Source organism: Arachidicoccus sp., from assembly GCF_050436765.1.
GTDB lineage: Bacteria > Bacteroidota > Bacteroidia > Chitinophagales > Chitinophagaceae > Arachidicoccus.
Window position 1 is genome coordinate 1 of the sequence record NZ_JBNQGD010000187.1, and the last position, 19066, is coordinate 19066.

Sequence of the window (19066 nt, forward strand, 5' to 3'; positions counted from 1 at the left end):
CATGGGTTTCGATAAAATTGCTTACAACGGGTTGACATATGGCTTGTTGAGAAAAATCAGATAAGACCTTCCGCCGTAACCGAAAGATAGCAAATTACAATGAATTTTCAATAGAAATTCAGCCGCAATGAGCTAAACAACCTGTTGAGGGTATCAAGCTGGAAGCATTTTTCGAAAAGCACCTGAAATAAGAAATATGAGACGACAAGGAGAAAGCCCAAAGGACTTAGCTCTAACTTGAAAACTTTTTTAGGTATCTCCGTCGTATTCATTTTGCTGTAAACTCCCGCAATACATTACGTTGGAATGTCAGTGAAATGCCTTTATAGCAGTCTTAGCCTTTACTGTTCTTGTACATTTGCAGACGGTTATCTCTCCTGAGAAATGCACATTCGTCCGAATAGATAAACCAAAACGCGTTCGGGTTTGGCGTGTAGGCAGAGTGCGCCATATTCGAAAGCACTAAAGAGAAATGCCTGAATAGCCGAATGTTTCATATTTATATTATTATCATACATTCATAACTAGGTGTTATTATCCCTGTAAAAATTTAGAAATTTTGTGCCTGATTTGCTTTCCTGAGGCGCTTACAGGAAAATTATTGATTCTTCTGCCTTAGCGTTTCTTCTTCATCTTATTGGAAAAGTCTTGTTCTTCGTAATCTTCTCCCTATGCTTCGGATATATGAAAAATCAATCGGCAAAGGATTATTCATTTACCGGTACAGCATTAAGACATTAAGACCTTTTGATCCGTAGGTGTACTTTCGCTATCTCTAATAAGTACGCCCGCTTTCAAGATGGTCGAATAGTGAAGAAGGCGATATTGAAGTTTACCTTTCCTCAATTTAGCCCTCCTATGGTTTTGCAAATCAAAAATGCGAATTCCCTAAATGTAAGTGTCGCAAAAACAAAAGCGTCTTGCTAAGACTATCTTAAAAGAAGGACTGATCAATAAAATAGAGAAGAGGGAAAAGAACGGTATTTTTTTAACAGAGACAGATGGCAAAACGCGCGGTTTTATGGAGAATGTATATGAATAAGGCCTGTCATGAAAAATGAATTGCTGTTCGTGTTGATTCGTTTTTCTGCTACTTCTAACAACGAGTGGGCTTTCCCTGATTAAGATAAATTAGGCAAGAAATGTTACCTAATTGTGCTCTGCTATCTCATTTTTGGATAAGCGCGCGCTTAGTATAAGTTCTTTTTTCTTACAAATTCCCGTTTAAAATATCCTTGACAAGAGGAAAGTCCACTATTTTTTAATTTATCATTGTAAATATTTTTTTAAGCGAGATATATCGCTTAATTTTGATTTCAATTTGGAATGACAAAGCTGCCAACAGTAATGTAGCCATGTCGGCAAATAGGACACAGTCCGCCTTTGGTTATAATATAAGAAATGCTGAAAGATAGATGCGCAGTGTTATTGGAAGTTAAGAATAAAACTTATTTAAAATTTATACTGAAACAAAATGAGAAAACCGCTCTTATTTTTCGTCCTCCTTATGGGCGTCATAAGTTTGAAAGCCCAGCGAGTGCTGGATTATTCTAGTAGCAATGATCATAGTGCTCCTTTTTTCATAGGAGTGCACGTAGGAACCCAAGGCTTTGGGCTTCATCTTACCTATAAGCAAAATGATTTTTTTGCTTATAGGTTGTCTGTAAGTGACGCGCCCGTGGGCTTCAATAATGCACGCAGCTGGGGAAGCCAAGCCTATAATCTTCACATGAAGGCCAGGTATATGAATGTGGCGGCACAATTTGAATTTCGTCCTTTTAATAGGTTGGATCATCCTGATTTTACACAGAAATTGGTGGCAGTAGCAGGAATCGCCTATTTTTTTAAAGCCCAGGCAGATGTTAGAGCGACGCCAAAGAATGCATACTATTACGGAGACATTCCTATAAGTCCAGAAAATCAAGGAACAATTTCTGGGACGGCAAAATGGAAACCTGTTGCTCCTTATCTGGGCATTGGGTTAAGAGCTATGAAAGTAGCACCCAAACTGTTTATGAATATTGACCTGGGTACTTATTATTTATCTTCCCCTGATGTAAGTATGTCTGCCAATAAGTTACTGGAAGGGAATACTTCTAACGAGGCCACGATTCAACAAAATTTAAAAAATTATCATTGGCTGCCAGTTGTTCAGGCCGGCTTAAGTTATAGATTTTAATAAAATAAAAAGAAAAATAATGAAACGTAATTCTATATTTTTTGTACTAATATTGGCTATTGCAGGAATCGGCGTCTTTAGATGTACCAACCCACTCAAAAATGTAGTGGTGAGTGTGGATTCCAATATATTTCATCACACTGTTTTGCTACAGGTCGCTAGTAGCTCAGGTGCTTCTATTGATGATGCCACTGTCTCTTTAAGTGGAGTGGACGCCTCAAAGATCTTCGATTTGGATGGTCATCAAACCTATAGCATCGCAGGAGGTGTTTTAGCGCTGGGCGTTAATCCTAATAGCGACCCGACGGGATCTGCTAAGGTGAATTTTAATGTGCTCATTTCTAAACCAGGATATTTACCTGTAAACATTCCGGTTTCAATTGGAGCGAACGATAGCAGTAGCTTAAAAAATGTAACGCTGGTTAGCATAGCAAACCCACCAGCGGGTGTTGAAGTTGAAACGCATACGCTGCCTGTGGACAATGATGGTACCGTTACAACGGATACAACGATCAACACGACTGCAGGTAATGGTTCCGTAGAAGAGACAGGGGTGACTTTTCCTACAGGTACACAATTTAAAAATATAGATGGGAATGTGGTGAGCGGATCAAATTTGGTCGTAACTATTCTAACTGCTAATACGGCTGACAACGATGCATTAAGTGTATTTCCTGGTGGTGGACTGACCAATTCTGCTATTGTTGCAGCTAACGGTACGACTTCCGGCGCGCTTTTGCCTGCAGGGCTTAGCGAGGTTTCTGTAACCTTGAAGGGAACCCAGGTAACTGGGTTTACAACCCCCATACAAATAGCTTTACAATTAGACCCTAATTACAACAACCCTGTAACAGGAACTAAAATTAAGGCTGGAGATGTTCTGGATATTTATAGTTTTAGCACTGCTAAAGGATTCTGGCAATACGAAAGTGCAGGGACCGTTGTTAGTGTGGGTGGAAAGCTTGTAGTTTATATTAGTACAAGCCATTTAACCTGGTTTATGGTGGGTAATTTAACGACATCCTGCGGTAGCAAATTGCAATATAAATTAGAGGCCAGTTGGCTGCCTAAGGGAATTACGAGTCCCATTATTTTTAAGGTCTTTTCTGCTGTAAGTAATGGAACTGTTGCAGATAAAATAATAGCGCAAACTACTTTGACAGCAACTAATGGAGATACGCTAACACTGGTCGATATGCCGCAGATGCCGATAATTATAAAAGCCTATGATGTCGCAGGGAATGTTTTGGCGTCTTCAAATATCACAGATCCGTGTAGTGCAGGACGTCAAAATATTACTATCGCTAAATCACCCTTAACTACCAATCCGCTGACCACAATGCAACTATATGTTCGTTGCCCCAATAAAAATGCTCCGGTAGCTATCTTGCCGACATTTTACTTATATTACAAAATAGCAGGAAGCCCGAATTCAGCATACCTTTTATTAGGTAAGGTAACAAAAGGCTATATATCAACAAATGTATTGGACATCACTAAAAAATATGATTTTAAAGCTATTTGGGGTTCTACTGTTAAAGTGGTCAATAATCATTCAATCGTTGCGGACAACTCCGCCACAGTGGGGGACAATCAATCTGCAGGAGAAATTATTGGTACAAAAGCCGGGGCCACAAATTTAGATATGCTACAGCAGGCTTGTGACCAGTTGGAATAATGCTTCCCTTCCAATGGATTTGAGTTAAATATGGATTTATTTTTTAAAAGTATTCTATTGGTCTAAAAGCCGGTAGGGTACTTTTACTCTTTATTCAAGTTTTTTCTTAAGGGCCAACGGGCAAATCAGAAAAAAGACGCACGATATTATAACTTGGTAAGTGACAGATAGGAGCTTGACTACGAATGTCAAATATCGAACATCGGCGATTCAGTTTGCTCGGGCGGGTATGACTATTTCAGAGGGGAGTCTACAGAGACTGCCCCCCAATTTAGAAACGATAGAGCGTGAATCTAAGTTAAGATAATATAACATAATTCACTCCCTGCGTCCAACTGAATAAGAGGTTTCAGTAGTTTTAATACGTAAATGACCTGCGAATCTTGACGCATAGGAAGGCATGACACTAATTCTTTAATACCTGAGGGAGTCATTATCAAATAGATTTGATATAATTTGTAAAAAAGTCCATTTGTTAAAAGTTCTGATGGATGATACCTATAAACACAATAGGGAAGGGAGCGGGTATATGATGGAAATTCTGATCAAGCTTTTATGGCTTAGAACTTCTGTTCTTCCATCGTCTTGGTAATCTTAACTGGAGGCTGCTCAATAAACTGTTTTTCTTCATAGCAGTTCATTGAACATTCTCCTTCGGATACCTTACTACTTTCAACTTGTTATTTTTCATTGCTCACTTTTTTTTGGACTATAAATAGAAGCCCAAGCAGCGTCCCTATTGAATTAGTAATGACATCATTGATATCTGCGAAACCAATCCGGAAAATATATTGAGAAATCTCTATCGCTATACTCATTATACATCCAAAGAGAAGAAGGTGCCATTTGTTATTTATTTTAAATAGCATTTTGATACAAAAGGGGAAGGGGATAAACAAAAGGACATTTCCCCAAAAGTCAATATTTACCAATACTCTTGCACTTTGGTGGAGGCTTTTTATGTCGCTATACTTTTTTAAGGGGATTAAATTATAGCCCAGCGATATTTTATAATGATCTACTGGAAAAATGCGAATACCGATAACAGTATAGGCTAATAATAATAAATAGATGACTGAAAAATATTTTAATAGTCTCATGCTGCAGTATTTCCTAAGATTTAATTTTCTCACCTTTAGCCCTTGAAGACAAAGTTGCCTAACCCATGTTTAAAGTATTCAACAGTAATTTTCTGGCTGGCTTGCTGTCCGAGGGTAGTAAATTCTGCGTCATTGGATTCGCTGAATTATCTGCCCCCGGCGCACTATTTTTCACCGCCGCTAAACATTATAATTCATAGTTTATAAACCACAAATCGGTCTTCTCATGCGTCATCTATTTCCGAACCCCACAAAAATCCATCTCTATCTTAGAGTTATCTTTCGGTATCTCCATAAATGGCTTATGTGCAACTAGCCAGACGATGATATCTGCCTGCTGGTATGCCTCCTGATAATCTATAAGCTTAAAGCTGCTATGGTCTTTTATATTTGGCTCCACGACTAACACTTCTGCCCGTACTTCACTAATTACGCGTGAAGCGATATATTTAGCAGGCGACTCCCTCAAATCATCAATGTCCGGTTTAAACGCCAGTCCCATGCAAGCGACCACTGGCTCCCTTTCTTTCTGCTCTTCAAATTGCACACAGGCCTCCTTTATTTTATTCGCACACCAATCCGATTTATAGTCATTTGTTTCTCTAACTCTCTTAATCATTTGTGCCTGTTCCGGAAAGTCAGAAACAATAAACCAGGGATCTACTGCGATACAATGCCCCCCAACGCCACAACCGGGTTGAAGTATATTTACCCTAGGATGCTTATTGGCAAGCCAAATAAGCTCCCATACATTAATGTTCACCTTATCACATATCATAGAAAGTTCATTGGCAAATGCAATTTGTGCATCCCTGGAGGAATTCTCCGTAAGTTTGCACATTTCTGCGGTCCTTGCATTTGTTTTATGCAATTCCCCTTTTACAAACTGTTTATAGAATGCAATCGCTTTATCGGTACTTGCTTCATCTATGCCACCAATAACCCGATCATTGTGTACTAGTTCATGCAAGACATTCCCTGGTAAAACCCTTTCTGGGCAATAAGCAATATGAATTTTACCTTTTAGCTCCGGCCTTTCTTTAAAAATGAAGCTCGCCATTTTGTCTGTGGTCAAAACCGGAGATGTACTTTCAATAACATATAAAGAGCCCTCTTTAAGGAAAGGAATAACAGCCTTGGTTGCAGATTCTACATAAGAAATATCTGCCCGATGATTTTGTTTAAAGGGCGTAGGTACTACTATAAAAAATGCATCTGCTTCTTCTGGTTGCAAAGCGGCTCTTAATCGACCATTGGCGACTACTTCTTTTACTACTTTGTCTAATGCGGGTTCTACAATATGTATATGCCCTTGATTGATGGTTGCCACGACCTCGGGATTGATATCAACACCAAGAACTTCTATACCATGTTTTGCCGCTACAGCGGCTGTGGGAAGGCCAATATAACCAAGCCCCATAAATACAACTTTCATTTTATTGTTTTTATTGATTTATACTTTTTTAATGAGTGGAATTAGATTCGTTATTTGCATCTAGCAGATATTGCACTATACGTTCACAAGCTTTTCCGTCTCCATAAGGGTTATGCACGGAAGCCATCTTGTGGTATCTGTCTTTATTATGCAGAAGGTCAATTGTTTCACGTACGATCGTATCTGTATCAGTGCCGACCAGTATTACTGTCCCCGCTTCCACCGCTTCCGGTCGTTCTGTAGTATCGCGCATCACGAGCACTGGCTTACCTAATGAAGGTGCTTCTTCTTGAACACCACCACTGTCGGTAATGATAATAGATGCTTTATTCATGAGCCAAATAAAAGCCTCATATGGCTGGGGTGTTATCAAATGTATATTCTCTATACCTGATAACATATCATATACCGGCTTTTGTACATTGGGATTTAAATGAACGGGATAAATGATGTCTACATATTCATTTTGTGCTATCTGCTTTAAAGCGGCGCAAATATGTAGAAAGCCTTCGCCGTGATTTTCTCGTCGATGCCCAGTAACCAATATCATTGGTTTATCAAACAGAAATTTTTTGTTAAGCAGTTTGATACTGCTCAGATCTTTTTTCTCAACGATATCCAGCCCAATATTGAGCGCGTCGATTACAGTATTACCTGTTACAATGATTTGCTCTTCAGCAATATTTTCATTACATAAATTATTTTTAGAAGTAGTTGTGGGTGCAAAATGCACATCTGATAATTTGCCGGTTAAGCTTCTGTTCATTTCTTCGGGGAAAGGTGCCCACTTGTTAAAAGTACGTAATCCGGCTTCCACATGCCCAATTTTGCAACCTGCATAGAATGCAGCCACTGCAGCTGCCATGGATGTTGTTGTGTCTCCATGAACAAGTACATAATCTGGCTTAAAGTCTTCCAATACAGGTTTCATTCCAGTGATGATAGCAGCGGTGAGAGCGTAAAGATTTTGACCGGGTTTCATAAGATTGAGGTCGTAATGAGGTTTTAAATCAAAGAAATCCATGACTTGGTCCAGCATTTCTCTATGTTGTGCTGTAAGGCAAATTCTCGTTTCAAATCTATCACCCATCTTTTCAAGCGCGAGTGCCAAGGGTGCCATTTTAATAGCTTCCGGCCTTGTTCCGAAAGCGAGTAAAATTTTCTTTTTTTTCATAATAAGTATTATTTTCTTTTTAATTTTGCTTTAATTACAGCTGTAATAAAGAGTGTATTGGTGACCAAGTATCTTTTCCACATCCTTCTAGGTTCCTGAATGACCCTAAATAACCATTCCAATCCTCTCTTTTGCATCCATAAGGGTGCCCGCTTTACATAGCCCGCTACGACGTCAAAAGAGCCGCCCACGCCCATAATAAAAGGCGTATTGATGATGCCTTTATATTTATTTAAAAAGATTTCTTTTTTAGGAGAAGTAATTGCCACAAACAAAATATCAGCTTTACTTGCCGCAATTTGGCTCGCAATATCCGCCGCCTCATCTGGATTAAAATAACCATTCCGATAACCCGCAATGATATCCGGGTTATATTTTTGTATATAAACTTCTGTGACTTTTTTTACAACTTCTTCTTTAGCACCTAAAAAGAATATTTTATAACTTTTTTGGTAGGCGCATTCCACCAAATTATTCATTAGATCAATGCCGGATACTCTTTCGGGTAAATGCTCGCCTAAAATTTTTGCTGCCCACACTACACTCTGCCCATCCGCATTGATAATGTCGCAAGCTAGTACAGAAGATCTAAGTTCTTCGTCTTTTCTCATATGGACTAGTTTAGCAGCATTGACCACCACATGATGCATTTGTGTTTTCTGCTCAATAGCATCCTTAATAATATTTAATGTTTGCTGCATAGTTAAACTATGAACCGGGCAGTCTAATATTTCGACAGTTGGAATATTCTTTGTTTTCATCTAATCAGTTTTGGCGTTTTCATTAGAGGCTCAAAAATTAATGTTTGACTTCCTCTTTATATTATTCTAAAATAGGCATGTTGTGCTTAAAGCCCGAATCAATTATTCTTTTAATATTGCTTTTTCATAGGCATTAAATATTTTGTTGGCCACACTATCGGCATCTAATTCCAAGCGCATCAATCTTTCCCTTCCATTGGAGACTCTTTCTATTTTATTTTGTGATAAAATGTTTTCTATTTTCTCTATAAAATCGTGCTCAAAGAAGGAATCAACTACACAGCAATTCTTTACATCTTTTAATAAATAGCCTACATCGCCAACATTAGTTGAAACAATGGGGCAATTACAAGCCATCGCTTCTTTTATCATTTGAGGCGACCCTTCGCTGATGGAAGTCATAAGAAGAAGATCTATTGAATTTAAGTTAATGTTTATTTGATCTCTACTCATGTTTACAAATTCAATTTCATTGACTATGTATCCTTTTTCTTGAAGGAGATGTATTATTTTGGAAAAGAGCGTATAATTTTTCACACCTCTTGATTTTGACCCGGGAAAGCCTATATTGATAGTACAAGAGTCTAACTCCCTATCTTTATAATATTTCATTTTTATTGTCGATGGTTTAAATAATTCCGTATTTACACCACAGGCAATGCGTAGAAGCTTAGGGTGATATTTTTTCAATTGTTCTTCCATGTCTTGATTAAGTACAATAATGGTTTTAACCCTCCTAATTATTTGGTAGGTAACTTGGCGAATGAATCCATTTTCCTTTCTATTACTATTAATATCGCCGCCATGCAGCGTAATAATACAAGCCGGGAATTTGAATAGAAAGCGGAATAGTAAAAAAATACCAGACAAACCATAATGGATATGTATCAAATCCGGTTTGAATTTTTGTATCGTTTTTCTTATCTGAAAAATACATCTCAAATAATTTGCTTTGGAGGCCTTACCATTTATAAAAAAGACTTCGTTTTCTAAAATGGCACCATATTTATGCTTTATGGTATCAATTTGCTCCTTTACAAATATTCCATAATAAGGATTATTTTTATGGGGATACATATTGGTTACATATAATACTTTCATGATTTGCTAAGCCTTAGTTTAAATTTTCACCACTTATTTTTATATTATTAAAATATAAAACGCGTTCATTGATTACAGTTTTTATATTTTTCTTCATCCATTCCCATTTGTAAATTCCGAATTTAAAATAGGGGCCTTTTTTATCATTATAATAATTGGGGCCTTTATGATTATACACCATTTTCTTGTTTTTCCATACTTCAATTATTCCATAACTTTTATAGGAAAATCTTATATGAAATGTCCAATTTGTCCATTGATCACATTGATATTCTCCTAAATCCACATACCTGCTTCCTGAAATAGTTTTATTGGTATTTACGACATTTTTTGCCCAAAGCATATTTAGCCACCAATGGCCATCTTTTGTAGACAAGGCTATGGGAGGTGATCTCCATGTCTCCCCTTTGTTAAAGTCGGGACGGGCATGCCATTGCGCAACTATTTCCGAAATAGGATCTGGGATATAGCTTACAGGTAAAAACATATTAAAGCCAAACCAGAGATCGGCGTTAGGATTATTTTCTAACTTGACAGCAATTTCTGCGCGCTTCCCATCTGCTACCGTTTTGTCATTTCTTTTTAAATCAAATCTAAAAGAAGGTAGCCCGTCTTTGATTATTTGAGTAGAAAGTAAAATTGATTTCCCTGTGGCTGTATCAAGATGTTCTATTCCCATTGCTTTTAAATCAGTAATTGACATTAACCTGCTCCTTTGCGCAAAAACACATGATCCAATTAGGGTTAAATTGAAGAATAGGAAAATTTGTTTGCGAATTATCATTTTTATAATTAAAACTCTTTCGAGCTGAAAGATTATCATCCATAATTAGACCTTATTACCAATCACTGAGCTTTACACAGAATTTATTAATAACATTCTCTTCTTGGAATACACATTACATGATCTATTTAAATTAACTCAAACTCATTTTGTAGCTATTAAGCATATGCAATGCTTCTTTTAGTATAAATACATCCCTAATTACAAAACATTATTTTAAACTTTTGTCTCAATAAGGCTTTCGTACTTCTTAAATCTAACTTTGAATGGCTTTTCTAATTTTGCTATTTAACGCTAGCACGATTCCGAGAACCACAGCTATACATGATAATAAATAATTTGAATAAATAATATTTTCAAAACCCAATCTTAAGAAGATAAAAATTATAAATATTTTAATGAACGTAAAGCGTTTGGTAGCTTTTCTATAGAGTAGAATTAGGAACCTCAACATTAAACACAGGCCAACTAAACCATAATCAATTAGAATCATTATAAAATCATTATGGGGCATAAAACTGGCAAACTGTGAAAAAGAATCATTGCCATTACCTAACAAAATATGTATGAGATCTTGATTGAAAATTTTATTTATGTAAAAAATATATGCCCCTAGTCGCCAAGTAAAGGATCCTGAATCCTGTAAATTGTAAAAGTCTAAATCCCAGTTTTTTGTTTGATTATAGAATTTACTAAGACCGAGATTATCTAATACCGTGAAGGTTCCAAATAATTTATTAAATAATTTTGGCGCATATTCTTCCGTAATCACATAAAAAAGAAATACAATGGCTATTAGTAGAAATAAATACATTAGAATATTTCTAAATCTTATCTTATTTATAGGTAACCAAGAAGTAAATTGAGTTAATATGGAACCCGTAGAGGTACTAAGAATTGTTACACCGGTGAATAACAATTGGTAGATTTTTAATTTCCTTTTTCTTTTCAATGATAGACGAGGCCTCAATTTGGTTAAATCGGCATAAATAATAAAAAACATGGATGAGAACACCAAATAGGAGCCGAACAAATTCACATGCTCAAAATTGTATACTTCTCTATGGAAGTAAAAACCTCGTAAAACCGAAATTATAATTATGCCAAATCCCGTTATAATATTTAATAACATAATTTTCTTTAGTATATACCGGAGCGAACCTATTTTAATCTTTAAGCAAATAAAATAGGTTGATAAAAAGAAATATACTGCGGCGAATATTTTAATGGATGTCTCGCTAAAATGGGAGTAAATAAGATAAATTATAAAATATAAAATAGTGACAACTAGCTTTCGCGATATTATAAAATTTATAAATTCTTTATTAATTAACGTGGGTAATAAAAAAGTGAATTCCACTGCCATATTGATAGTTCTCAAAGGAGAAAAATAATCTAATAGCGTTTTAATTATTAAGAAATAAAAAAAATATTTGGTATAACTTTTAAACATTCAAATAATGGTATCTAATTAATGTAGTATTTTGTAATTCGAATTTTGAATTCATTTTATTTTAAACTGACCAACCCTTAGCTTTATGAATATTTTACTGCATAATTTTAAGCCGTATTTATTTTTTGTCAATTTGTAAAGGATTTTGTACTTAAGTAATTCGTTTTTGCTAAGTTGGTTTCTAAACGCATTGAAATATTTCTTTAAATGTTGATTGTCCTGACCAAGGATGGCATTTAAAAATTGCTTCTTATTATATGTGCAATTTAAAACGAGCTTCGTCTCATTGGAACAATCATAACGCTCTATGAAGTAGGTAGAAATATTAAAAGATTCCTGATTGAATTGAGCCTTTTTTTTGTAATCATTAGATTGTGATGCGGATTCCTCATTTATTCTATAGACGGCTGTCGACTGATCTAAATATTTTAACTTTGATCGAGTAGCTAAATGCAACCAAAGAACTTTGTCCCCTATAGCCCAAGAATTTGTAAATAATTTTTTAAATTCATCTGGAGTAAATAAACTTGCTCGAAATATAACTGTACAAGTCTTAATAAAATTGTCTGTGAGTAGTAGTTCATAAACCTTGCCTTCGGGTATGTGGTAATGTTTATGTCTATTCCAGTTTTCAACCAATGACTTCTTATATTGGAAAAAGATATGCGAATCTGAATGTATCATTCCATAATCAATATTTTCTTCCAAAAAATCAACCTGCTTCTGTAACTTTAAAGGATCTGTCCAGTAATCATCGCCTTCACACAGAGCTATATATTTCCCTTTTGCCCGGGGAAAATTATATTTAATATTCATGCCTCTCTGACCCTGGGAATATTGATTAACACTTTGATAAATTGGTTTTATGATATCCGGAAACTTCCATTCATAATCTCTTATAATATCACTTGTGCCATCGGTAGAGGCGTCGTCATTAATAAGTATTTCAAATTTAAAATTTGCTTGCTGCATTAATAAGCCGTCGAGACATTCTCCAATGTAATGAGCGTGGTTATAGGTTATGCAACAAATGCTAACAAGTATATCTTCCATTATTGAATACTATTAATAATTTCCTGAAATGCGTTTTTGGAGCTCATCAGGAGTTCCTTATTGATGGCTTTATACTTATCTATAATAGCATCTCTGTTGTTTTCTAGTAAATCGATCGTCTTACTTAAGGTCTGCTCAAAATCTGTGGTGTCTACTTTCACGTTATATTGCAATAGCCCTAAGTTTTCCATGAGCCCGCGGTGCTTGGGGTGATTCTCCAAGGCGATGACAGGTGTATTAAAGCATATGGGGACGATTTGCCCGTGGCCGCGCATGGCAATTACAAACTGCGCGTATTTATAATAACCCACTGCTTTATCTGAATGATCAAATGCGAAATATCCAAAATCCCAGACTTCCGTGTTGTCGATTCCCTGACAGATATCTTTACTAATGGCTATGTCATCGGGAACATGAGGCGCATATATTACTTTGTATTTCTTGGAAAGGTTAAAGGTCACTGCCCGCATTTCTTTGATAAACTTCGCTTGCTTTTCTGCAGTTCCAAACCTCCTTTCCGGCTTATCATTTGCAATTTGAACGATGACGTAGGACTCTTTTACAAAGTTTTGATATTGCGTATTTAAGTCCACATGAAACCCGGGATCAGGAATAACGGGTGCCTCTATACCCGTTTGTTCTAATAACCTTTGTGCACTGCCATCATTTCTTACAGAAAAATAGGCTGCGTGTTTTATTGTTTCCTTAAGATGTTCGATACCTCTTGCAGGAATGCCTCCTTCTTCTTTCCAATAATTGTAACCAACACCATAGACAATGAAGGGTATTTTTATTTCTTTGATCAAATCTTTGTCTATTAACCAAAACCAGCCATTGGGCCAATGAGCGCCGTGTATAATGCCGCCGCCTCCAATAACTAATAAATCATATCGTTTGTTTACTACTTCTTTAATATAATATTCATCAAAGACCCTTCCCTGTAAGTTGGTATTGCCAATAAGTTCGACTTCTAAGTTGTCACGCAATAGATTTTTAACACCAATACCTAAGGCGTAATCGCCAATATTAAAATTCAAGCAATATGTGTGTAAAATTCTCATGTTTATGTATGTTTATAAAGTTTTAAAATAAAGATTCTACAGCGTCAGGTGCAAAGACCGGAATGCCATATTTTTCGTGAATTTTTTTTCGCTCTGCATAAGCGTCGTCAATAAAAATGGCCCCATCCGGCTTGATATAATTCATTTTCTCCTCTTCTTTTTTGAGATGGATTACTTCTGTAAAAAGATGCTGTAAATTATATTTTCGCAAAGTCTCCTGTATGTCAAATTCATGCTTTGTAATAAGTATGCGTTCGATATTATTGTTTTGCAAATGGTAGATGAAGGCAATCAGTTGCGTGTTGACCTTGCCTTGGAGTAACAGGCAATCGTCAAAGTCTATATAAGCGACTTTATAATCTATATCTATTTTATATTTATTGTCTAATGCTCTGTCTAATTCAATGAAATAATTATTCTTTATTATTCCTACCGGGATGTCAAAACAATTAAACACACTTAGCATGGCGAAATTAACGCCCAGATTCCTTGATAAGGAAGAGGAGCCGGCTAACCTGCTTGCGATTTCCAATAAAACTAATTGCCCATTTTTATCTTCTTTTACCTGGAAAAACCATGCGCCTTGAAAAGAGAGCCGCTCATTTATTCTATGGGCAAAGAAAGAAAATGCTTCTGTTCGGCTGTATACGGGGAAAGTATTTACACTGATGCCTTTTGAAATTCGGCCCCTTTTCCTAGCTTGGAAGTACAACAGTTCTCCTTTGGAATTTGAAAAGCAATCCACCGTATATTCTTCTCCGGGTAAATACTCTAATATGATTGAATCGGGATAATCATTTTGATGCTTTATAACTTCCTTTTTATTATGTATCAATTTTGCGCCCCGCGAACCATAGCCGACATCGGGTTTCATAAAGACAGGAAAACGGTATATTTCGTTTACTGTTCTAAATAAAAGAGGCAGTTTAATAAGTCCCTTGAAATGATCATAGGTGGCCAGTTTAGAGTTACAAATAATAGTTGTCTGCACTGGCGGAGCGATTACTTTACAGCCTAATAAATTTTCTCTTTCCTTTAAAAAGGCAATAACAAAATCCATAGTAGGATAAACGGCATCGATGTCTTTTTCTTTAATTATTTTAGCTAGCGCGCTAATGAAGGTGGGATCCTTCACAAAAGGCAGTCCTTCTATATAATTGGGGTAAATAAACTTACCATGATCATCTGTACTATTGGCTCCTATAAGGTTAATATGCCGTGAATATTTTAGAGAACGGTAAATTTCAAGACCAATCTCTGAGCCGCAAGGGAAAACTAAAACATTAAATACTTTATTCATTGTTATTTTGGGTTCTTAAGATTAATCGACAAATCAAATCCACTTCTTCAATTGACAAATCAAAATATAGCGGCAGACAAAGTACCCGCTTAGCGATATCTTCTGTAATAGGCATGGCCGTCTGCTCTATATAGGGTAGGGTATTTGCCAACGAAGGATAAAAATATCGCCTTGCAAAAATTTCATTACTTTTTAACCGTTCTATAATTCTCAGTAACAATTCTTCTGTTTCAAAGACAATAGGGTAGTAGGCATAATTCATGGTTGCTTCTTTATTCCATTGCGGAGTAAAGGCTTTCGCATGCTGCAAAAGGTTTTGATAGCGTTCTGTGAGCAGTTTACGCTTTGTATGAATGGCCGGCAGGTATTTCATATTGGCCAAACCCATGGCCGCATGAAACTCTGAATTCTTCCCATTGATCCCCAATTCTGCAAAGGCTTCCGGTCCGTCAAAACCGAAGTTGCGGATATAGGCCAGTTTTTTAAGCAAGGCCGGATCTTTGGTGATAATCAATCCTCCTTCTCCTGAATGATAAAGTTTGGTTGCATGTAAACTGCAAGTGGAAATATCCCCGTATTCAAAAACCGATCTGCCGTTGACTTGCACGCCAAATGCATGTGCAGCATCATAGATAACTTTTAAATGATGTTTTTGGGCAATTTTTTCAATCGTTTCTACGTCACATGGATTACCATAAACATGGGTCGCCAAAATAGCCGAGGTTGCCGGCGTAATGGCTGCTTCTATTTTGTTCGCGTCGATATTTAAAGAGCTTGCATCAATATCTACAAACACAGGCTTACATCCCTCCCAAACAATACTGCTGGAAGTCGCTACAAAGGAAAAGGGTGTAGTAATAATTTCGCCCCTTAAATGGAGTGCCTTAATCGCCATTTGAAGTGCAACCGTTCCGTTAGTGACAAACAATAAATGTTTTACTGCCAAGTATGCTTTCAACTTTAATTCCAGGTCACTTGCTAGGGGGCCCATATTGGTTAGCCATTGGCGTTGCCAAATACCATCCAAATAGGTGTCATATTCTCCTGTAGGAGGTAAAAAAGGTTTAGATACCGGTATCATCTTTTTAAAATTAATTGTTTAAAGTCCGTCAGAGCTTCAATCTTACAAAGCCGCGATAGGGCCAGGTATAGGCTTGCGAAAGCAAGAGACAACAGTGGCACCACTATAAAATTGGATAAATGGGAACGCAGGAGTAAGTATTCATTCACAGGCCAAAGGGAAAGACCAATTAAGAAGGAAATCAGTAAGATAGGGGATACCTCCTTGATCTGTTGCCAACCACTATAGTTTATAAAATCGCCACTGTAGTAAGCATTGATTCCAAAGGTAATTATGGAATTAATTACCTTGAAAATCAATAAGCCGTATATTCCGAAAGGGATGGCGATAATAATGCCCGCCGTAATAATTATTTTCTTGATAATTTCTAATTTTAAGAATAGATCAGAACGACCTTTGACATTCAGAATATTCAGATTATAGAGGTGAAAGGGATACAAAACACCCGTGATACAGAGTATTTGAAAATAAGGCACAGCAGGCAACCATTTGTCTGTTAATATCCATATAAATAGCGGCTTGGCCACGACAATAGCTAGAGCCATCATGGGAGCGACCCAGAAAGCGACTTGATGCAGTAATTTACGATAAGCATTTTTTAATTTGACATTATCATCTTTTACAGAGGCAAACATCGGATAGGTTACTTTTCCCAGAGCCGTGGAGATATTGCCCACGGGTAACATCTGTAAGGTTTGGGCTTGCGTATAATAGCCTAACTCGCTTGCTGCAAAATATCTGCCAATGACGACTTTATAAATATTGTCGTAAATTGTATCGATTAAACCGGAAATGGTGAGTTTATAGCCAAAATGAAAATGGTATTTTAGCTTGGTTTTATCAATTAATAAACTCGGCATCCAGCCGGCAAAAAGCCAATGTTGTAAAGTGAAAAGAAAAGATTGCACCAAGTTCATCCATACCAGGCTCCAGACTCCATAGCCCTTGTAAGCCATTATGATACCGACAACCCCTCCTACAATACTAGAGGGAATTTGCATAAGCATCTGCTCCTTAAAACGCATTTCCTTGGTGAGTTTGGTGGTCTGCACTCCTACAAAAGCACGAATAATAAAGGAAATGGTGTACACCCTTACAATAGGTATCAAAATAGGCTGGCGGTAAAAGTCACCAATCCAAGGAGCACAAAGAAATATAACAAGATATAATATAACACTGAAAATCAGGTTGACAAAAAATACAGTAGAATAGTCTCCCTGATCTGCTTTGGTAGTACGAATTAAAGAAGATGTCATTCCGCTATCCATCAAAGAAGCTCCGATAGCCACAAAAATCGCCAGCATGCCAATTAATCCGAATGCTGAAGGCATTAAAATTCTGGCAAGGACAATACCTACAATTACGTTAATAGCCTGTACGCTGAATTGTTGGGTAAAAGTCCAGAAGAGACCGGATATTGCTTGTTTTTTTAAACTCATTTATTGAATAATAGCTGTTTAGCCTGATTTTTAATTATAAACCCAAAAGGTATTGCCCGTAACTGCTTTTCTGTAAGGTGTTTGCCAGTGCCTCTAACTCTGCTTTTCCTATATATTTCATTTTGTAGGCGACTTCCTCAATACAAGCTATTTTTAGACCTGTTCGTTTTTCTACCGCTTTTACAAATTCAGTGGCCTCCGTCAGTGATTCATGGGTACCGGTGTCTAACCACGCAAAGCCACGACTCATCACTTGCATTTTTAATTTGTTTTTTGAAAGATAATTTTGGTTTATAGTCGTGATCTCTAGTTCTCCTCTGGCAGATGGCTTTACTTGTTTTGCCATTTTTACAACCGAATTGGGATAATAGTATAAACCAACTACTGCGTAATTAGATTTAGGTATTGCCGGCTTTTCCTCTATACTTAAGACATTCCCTTGAGCGTCAAATTCGGCGACCCCGTATCTGGCAGGGTCTTCTACATAATACCCGAAGATTGTCGCTTTTTTTTCTTCTTTTACTGTTTGTACGGAGCTGGCTAACAGCTTTTGCAGACCTGCACCATAGAAAATATTATCGCCTAATATGAGGCATACATCGTCGCCCCCGATAAAATCTTCGCCAATAATAAAAGCCTGTGCCAAACCATCAGGGCTGGGCTGCTGTGCATATTGAATACTTAATCCTATTTGTGTTCCATCACCCAATAAGTTTTGAAAATTGGGTAGGTCTTGTGGCGTAGAGATGATAAGAATATCTCTAATGCCGGACAACATCAAAACCGATAGCGGATAATAGATCATGGGCTTATCATAGATAGGCAGGAGTTGCTTGGAAACCACTTTTGTTAGAGGGTGCAATCTTGTGCCGGATCCGCCTGCCAGTATTATTCCTTTCATTTTTCTTATCTTATTTATGGGTTAGTTTGTTAGGTGGTAGCAAACTTTTTTACATTATTTGTACTCTTTTTTGAGTTCTTTAATAAGTTTTGAAACTGCTTTTGTGGTATACTTCATGTTTTCTTCGATGATCTCTATTCCTTTTACATAGCCCAACATTTTTGAAATCTCTAATTGTGTTTCTAAGGTGGCTAACGCCCCTAAGGCAATATATAAATGAGCTGTTCTTTCTTCATTGGAACCCAAGCCTTCTGCGATATTAGAAGGAATAGAAATTGCCGCTCTTCGAATCTGATTTTTTAACCCGAACGTTTCTTCTTCAGGGAAGGCTGCTGACAATTCGTAAATCAACTGAACCAAACTCATGGCAGATTGCCATACTTTTAATTCTCTATGTGATTGTAGCATTTTATAGAATTATCATGTTATTTTATCAATCTATCTATTGGTCCTTACGAAATCACTGTCCCATGCTTATTCTGTGACCATGTTATCGTCATCATTTGATCAATCTTTTACTTGTACATCTGTTCGTAATACTTCTGATACGCGCCACTGGTTACATT

General features: G+C 36.8%; 15 protein-coding genes. 2 read left to right on the forward strand and 13 right to left on the reverse strand.

Annotated elements, in window-relative coordinates; all coding sequences use genetic code 11:
- Positions 1–1474 precede the first annotated feature (1474 nt).
- Positions 1475–2179 carry a hypothetical protein gene (locus tag ACQR30_RS08140; RefSeq protein ID WP_429733866.1) on the forward strand — a complete coding sequence of 235 codons (705 nt, stop codon included), beginning with the start codon at positions 1475–1477 and terminating at the stop codon, positions 2177–2179.
- Positions 2180–2198: 19 nt separating this feature from the next.
- Entirely contained in the window at positions 2199–3857 is a 1659-nt protein-coding gene (locus ACQR30_RS08145; RefSeq protein WP_429733869.1) for a hypothetical protein, read from the forward strand.
- A 680-nt stretch (positions 3858–4537) separates the two neighbouring features.
- Here ACQR30_RS08145 and ACQR30_RS08150 read toward each other — a convergent pair.
- The 13 genes from ACQR30_RS08150 to ACQR30_RS08210 all read right to left on the reverse strand — a co-directional run bounded on the left by ACQR30_RS08150 (position 4538) and on the right by ACQR30_RS08210 (position 18908).
- Positions 4538–4957: a VanZ family protein gene (locus tag ACQR30_RS08150; protein WP_429733872.1), complete on the reverse strand. Its 420-nt coding sequence runs from the start codon at positions 4955–4957 to the stop codon at positions 4538–4540.
- A gap of 235 nt (positions 4958–5192) precedes the next feature.
- On the reverse strand, positions 5193–6392 hold the full coding sequence (wecC, locus tag ACQR30_RS08155; protein ID WP_429733875.1) for a UDP-N-acetyl-D-mannosamine dehydrogenase: 1200 nt from the start codon (positions 6390–6392) through the stop codon (positions 5193–5195).
- Positions 6393–6420: 28 nt separating this feature from the next.
- Entirely contained in the window at positions 6421–7566 is a 1146-nt protein-coding gene (gene wecB, locus ACQR30_RS08160; protein ID WP_429733878.1) for a non-hydrolyzing UDP-N-acetylglucosamine 2-epimerase, read from the reverse strand.
- Between the two features lie 8 nt (positions 7567–7574).
- On the reverse strand, positions 7575–8327 hold the full coding sequence (locus ACQR30_RS08165; protein WP_429733881.1) for a WecB/TagA/CpsF family glycosyltransferase: 753 nt from the start codon (positions 8325–8327) through the stop codon (positions 7575–7577).
- Between the two features lie 102 nt (positions 8328–8429).
- Positions 8430–9428, reverse strand: a complete 999-nt coding sequence (locus ACQR30_RS08170) for a glycosyltransferase family 4 protein (RefSeq protein WP_429733884.1) — start codon at positions 9426–9428, stop codon at positions 8430–8432.
- A 13-nt stretch (positions 9429–9441) separates the two neighbouring features.
- Positions 9442–10131: a polysaccharide lyase gene (locus ACQR30_RS08175; RefSeq protein WP_429733886.1), complete on the reverse strand. Its 690-nt coding sequence runs from the start codon at positions 10129–10131 to the stop codon at positions 9442–9444.
- A 1585-nt stretch (positions 10132–11716) separates the two neighbouring features.
- A complete protein-coding gene (locus ACQR30_RS08180) occupies positions 11717–12718 on the reverse strand; it encodes a glycosyltransferase (RefSeq protein WP_429733889.1) in 1002 nt (333 codons plus the stop codon).
- Complete coding sequence (locus ACQR30_RS08185) at positions 12718–13779, reverse strand: polysaccharide pyruvyl transferase family protein (protein ID WP_429733891.1); 1062 nt, start codon at positions 13777–13779, stop codon at positions 12718–12720. The genes ACQR30_RS08180 and ACQR30_RS08185 overlap by 1 nt, the downstream gene beginning before the upstream one ends.
- Before the next feature lie 22 nt (positions 13780–13801).
- On the reverse strand, positions 13802–15079 hold the full coding sequence (locus ACQR30_RS08190) for an ATP-grasp domain-containing protein (RefSeq protein WP_429733894.1): 1278 nt from the start codon (positions 15077–15079) through the stop codon (positions 13802–13804).
- Positions 15072–16160 carry a DegT/DnrJ/EryC1/StrS family aminotransferase gene (locus ACQR30_RS08195; protein WP_429733897.1) on the reverse strand — a complete coding sequence of 363 codons (1089 nt, stop codon included), beginning with the start codon at positions 16158–16160 and terminating at the stop codon, positions 15072–15074. Before ACQR30_RS08195 ends, ACQR30_RS08190 begins: the two co-directional genes overlap by 8 nt.
- On the reverse strand, positions 16157–17599 hold the full coding sequence (locus tag ACQR30_RS08200) for a lipopolysaccharide biosynthesis protein (protein WP_429733900.1): 1443 nt from the start codon (positions 17597–17599) through the stop codon (positions 16157–16159). The genes ACQR30_RS08195 and ACQR30_RS08200 overlap by 4 nt, the downstream gene beginning before the upstream one ends.
- 34 nt (positions 17600–17633) lie before the next feature.
- The gene (rfbA, locus tag ACQR30_RS08205) at positions 17634–18500 is read right to left on the reverse strand and encodes a glucose-1-phosphate thymidylyltransferase RfbA (RefSeq protein WP_429733903.1); all 867 of its coding nucleotides are present in this window, start codon (positions 18498–18500) and stop codon (positions 17634–17636) included.
- A gap of 54 nt (positions 18501–18554) precedes the next feature.
- Positions 18555–18908: a four helix bundle protein gene (locus tag ACQR30_RS08210; protein WP_429733906.1), complete on the reverse strand. Its 354-nt coding sequence runs from the start codon at positions 18906–18908 to the stop codon at positions 18555–18557.
- Positions 18909–19066: the final 158 nt, after the last annotated feature.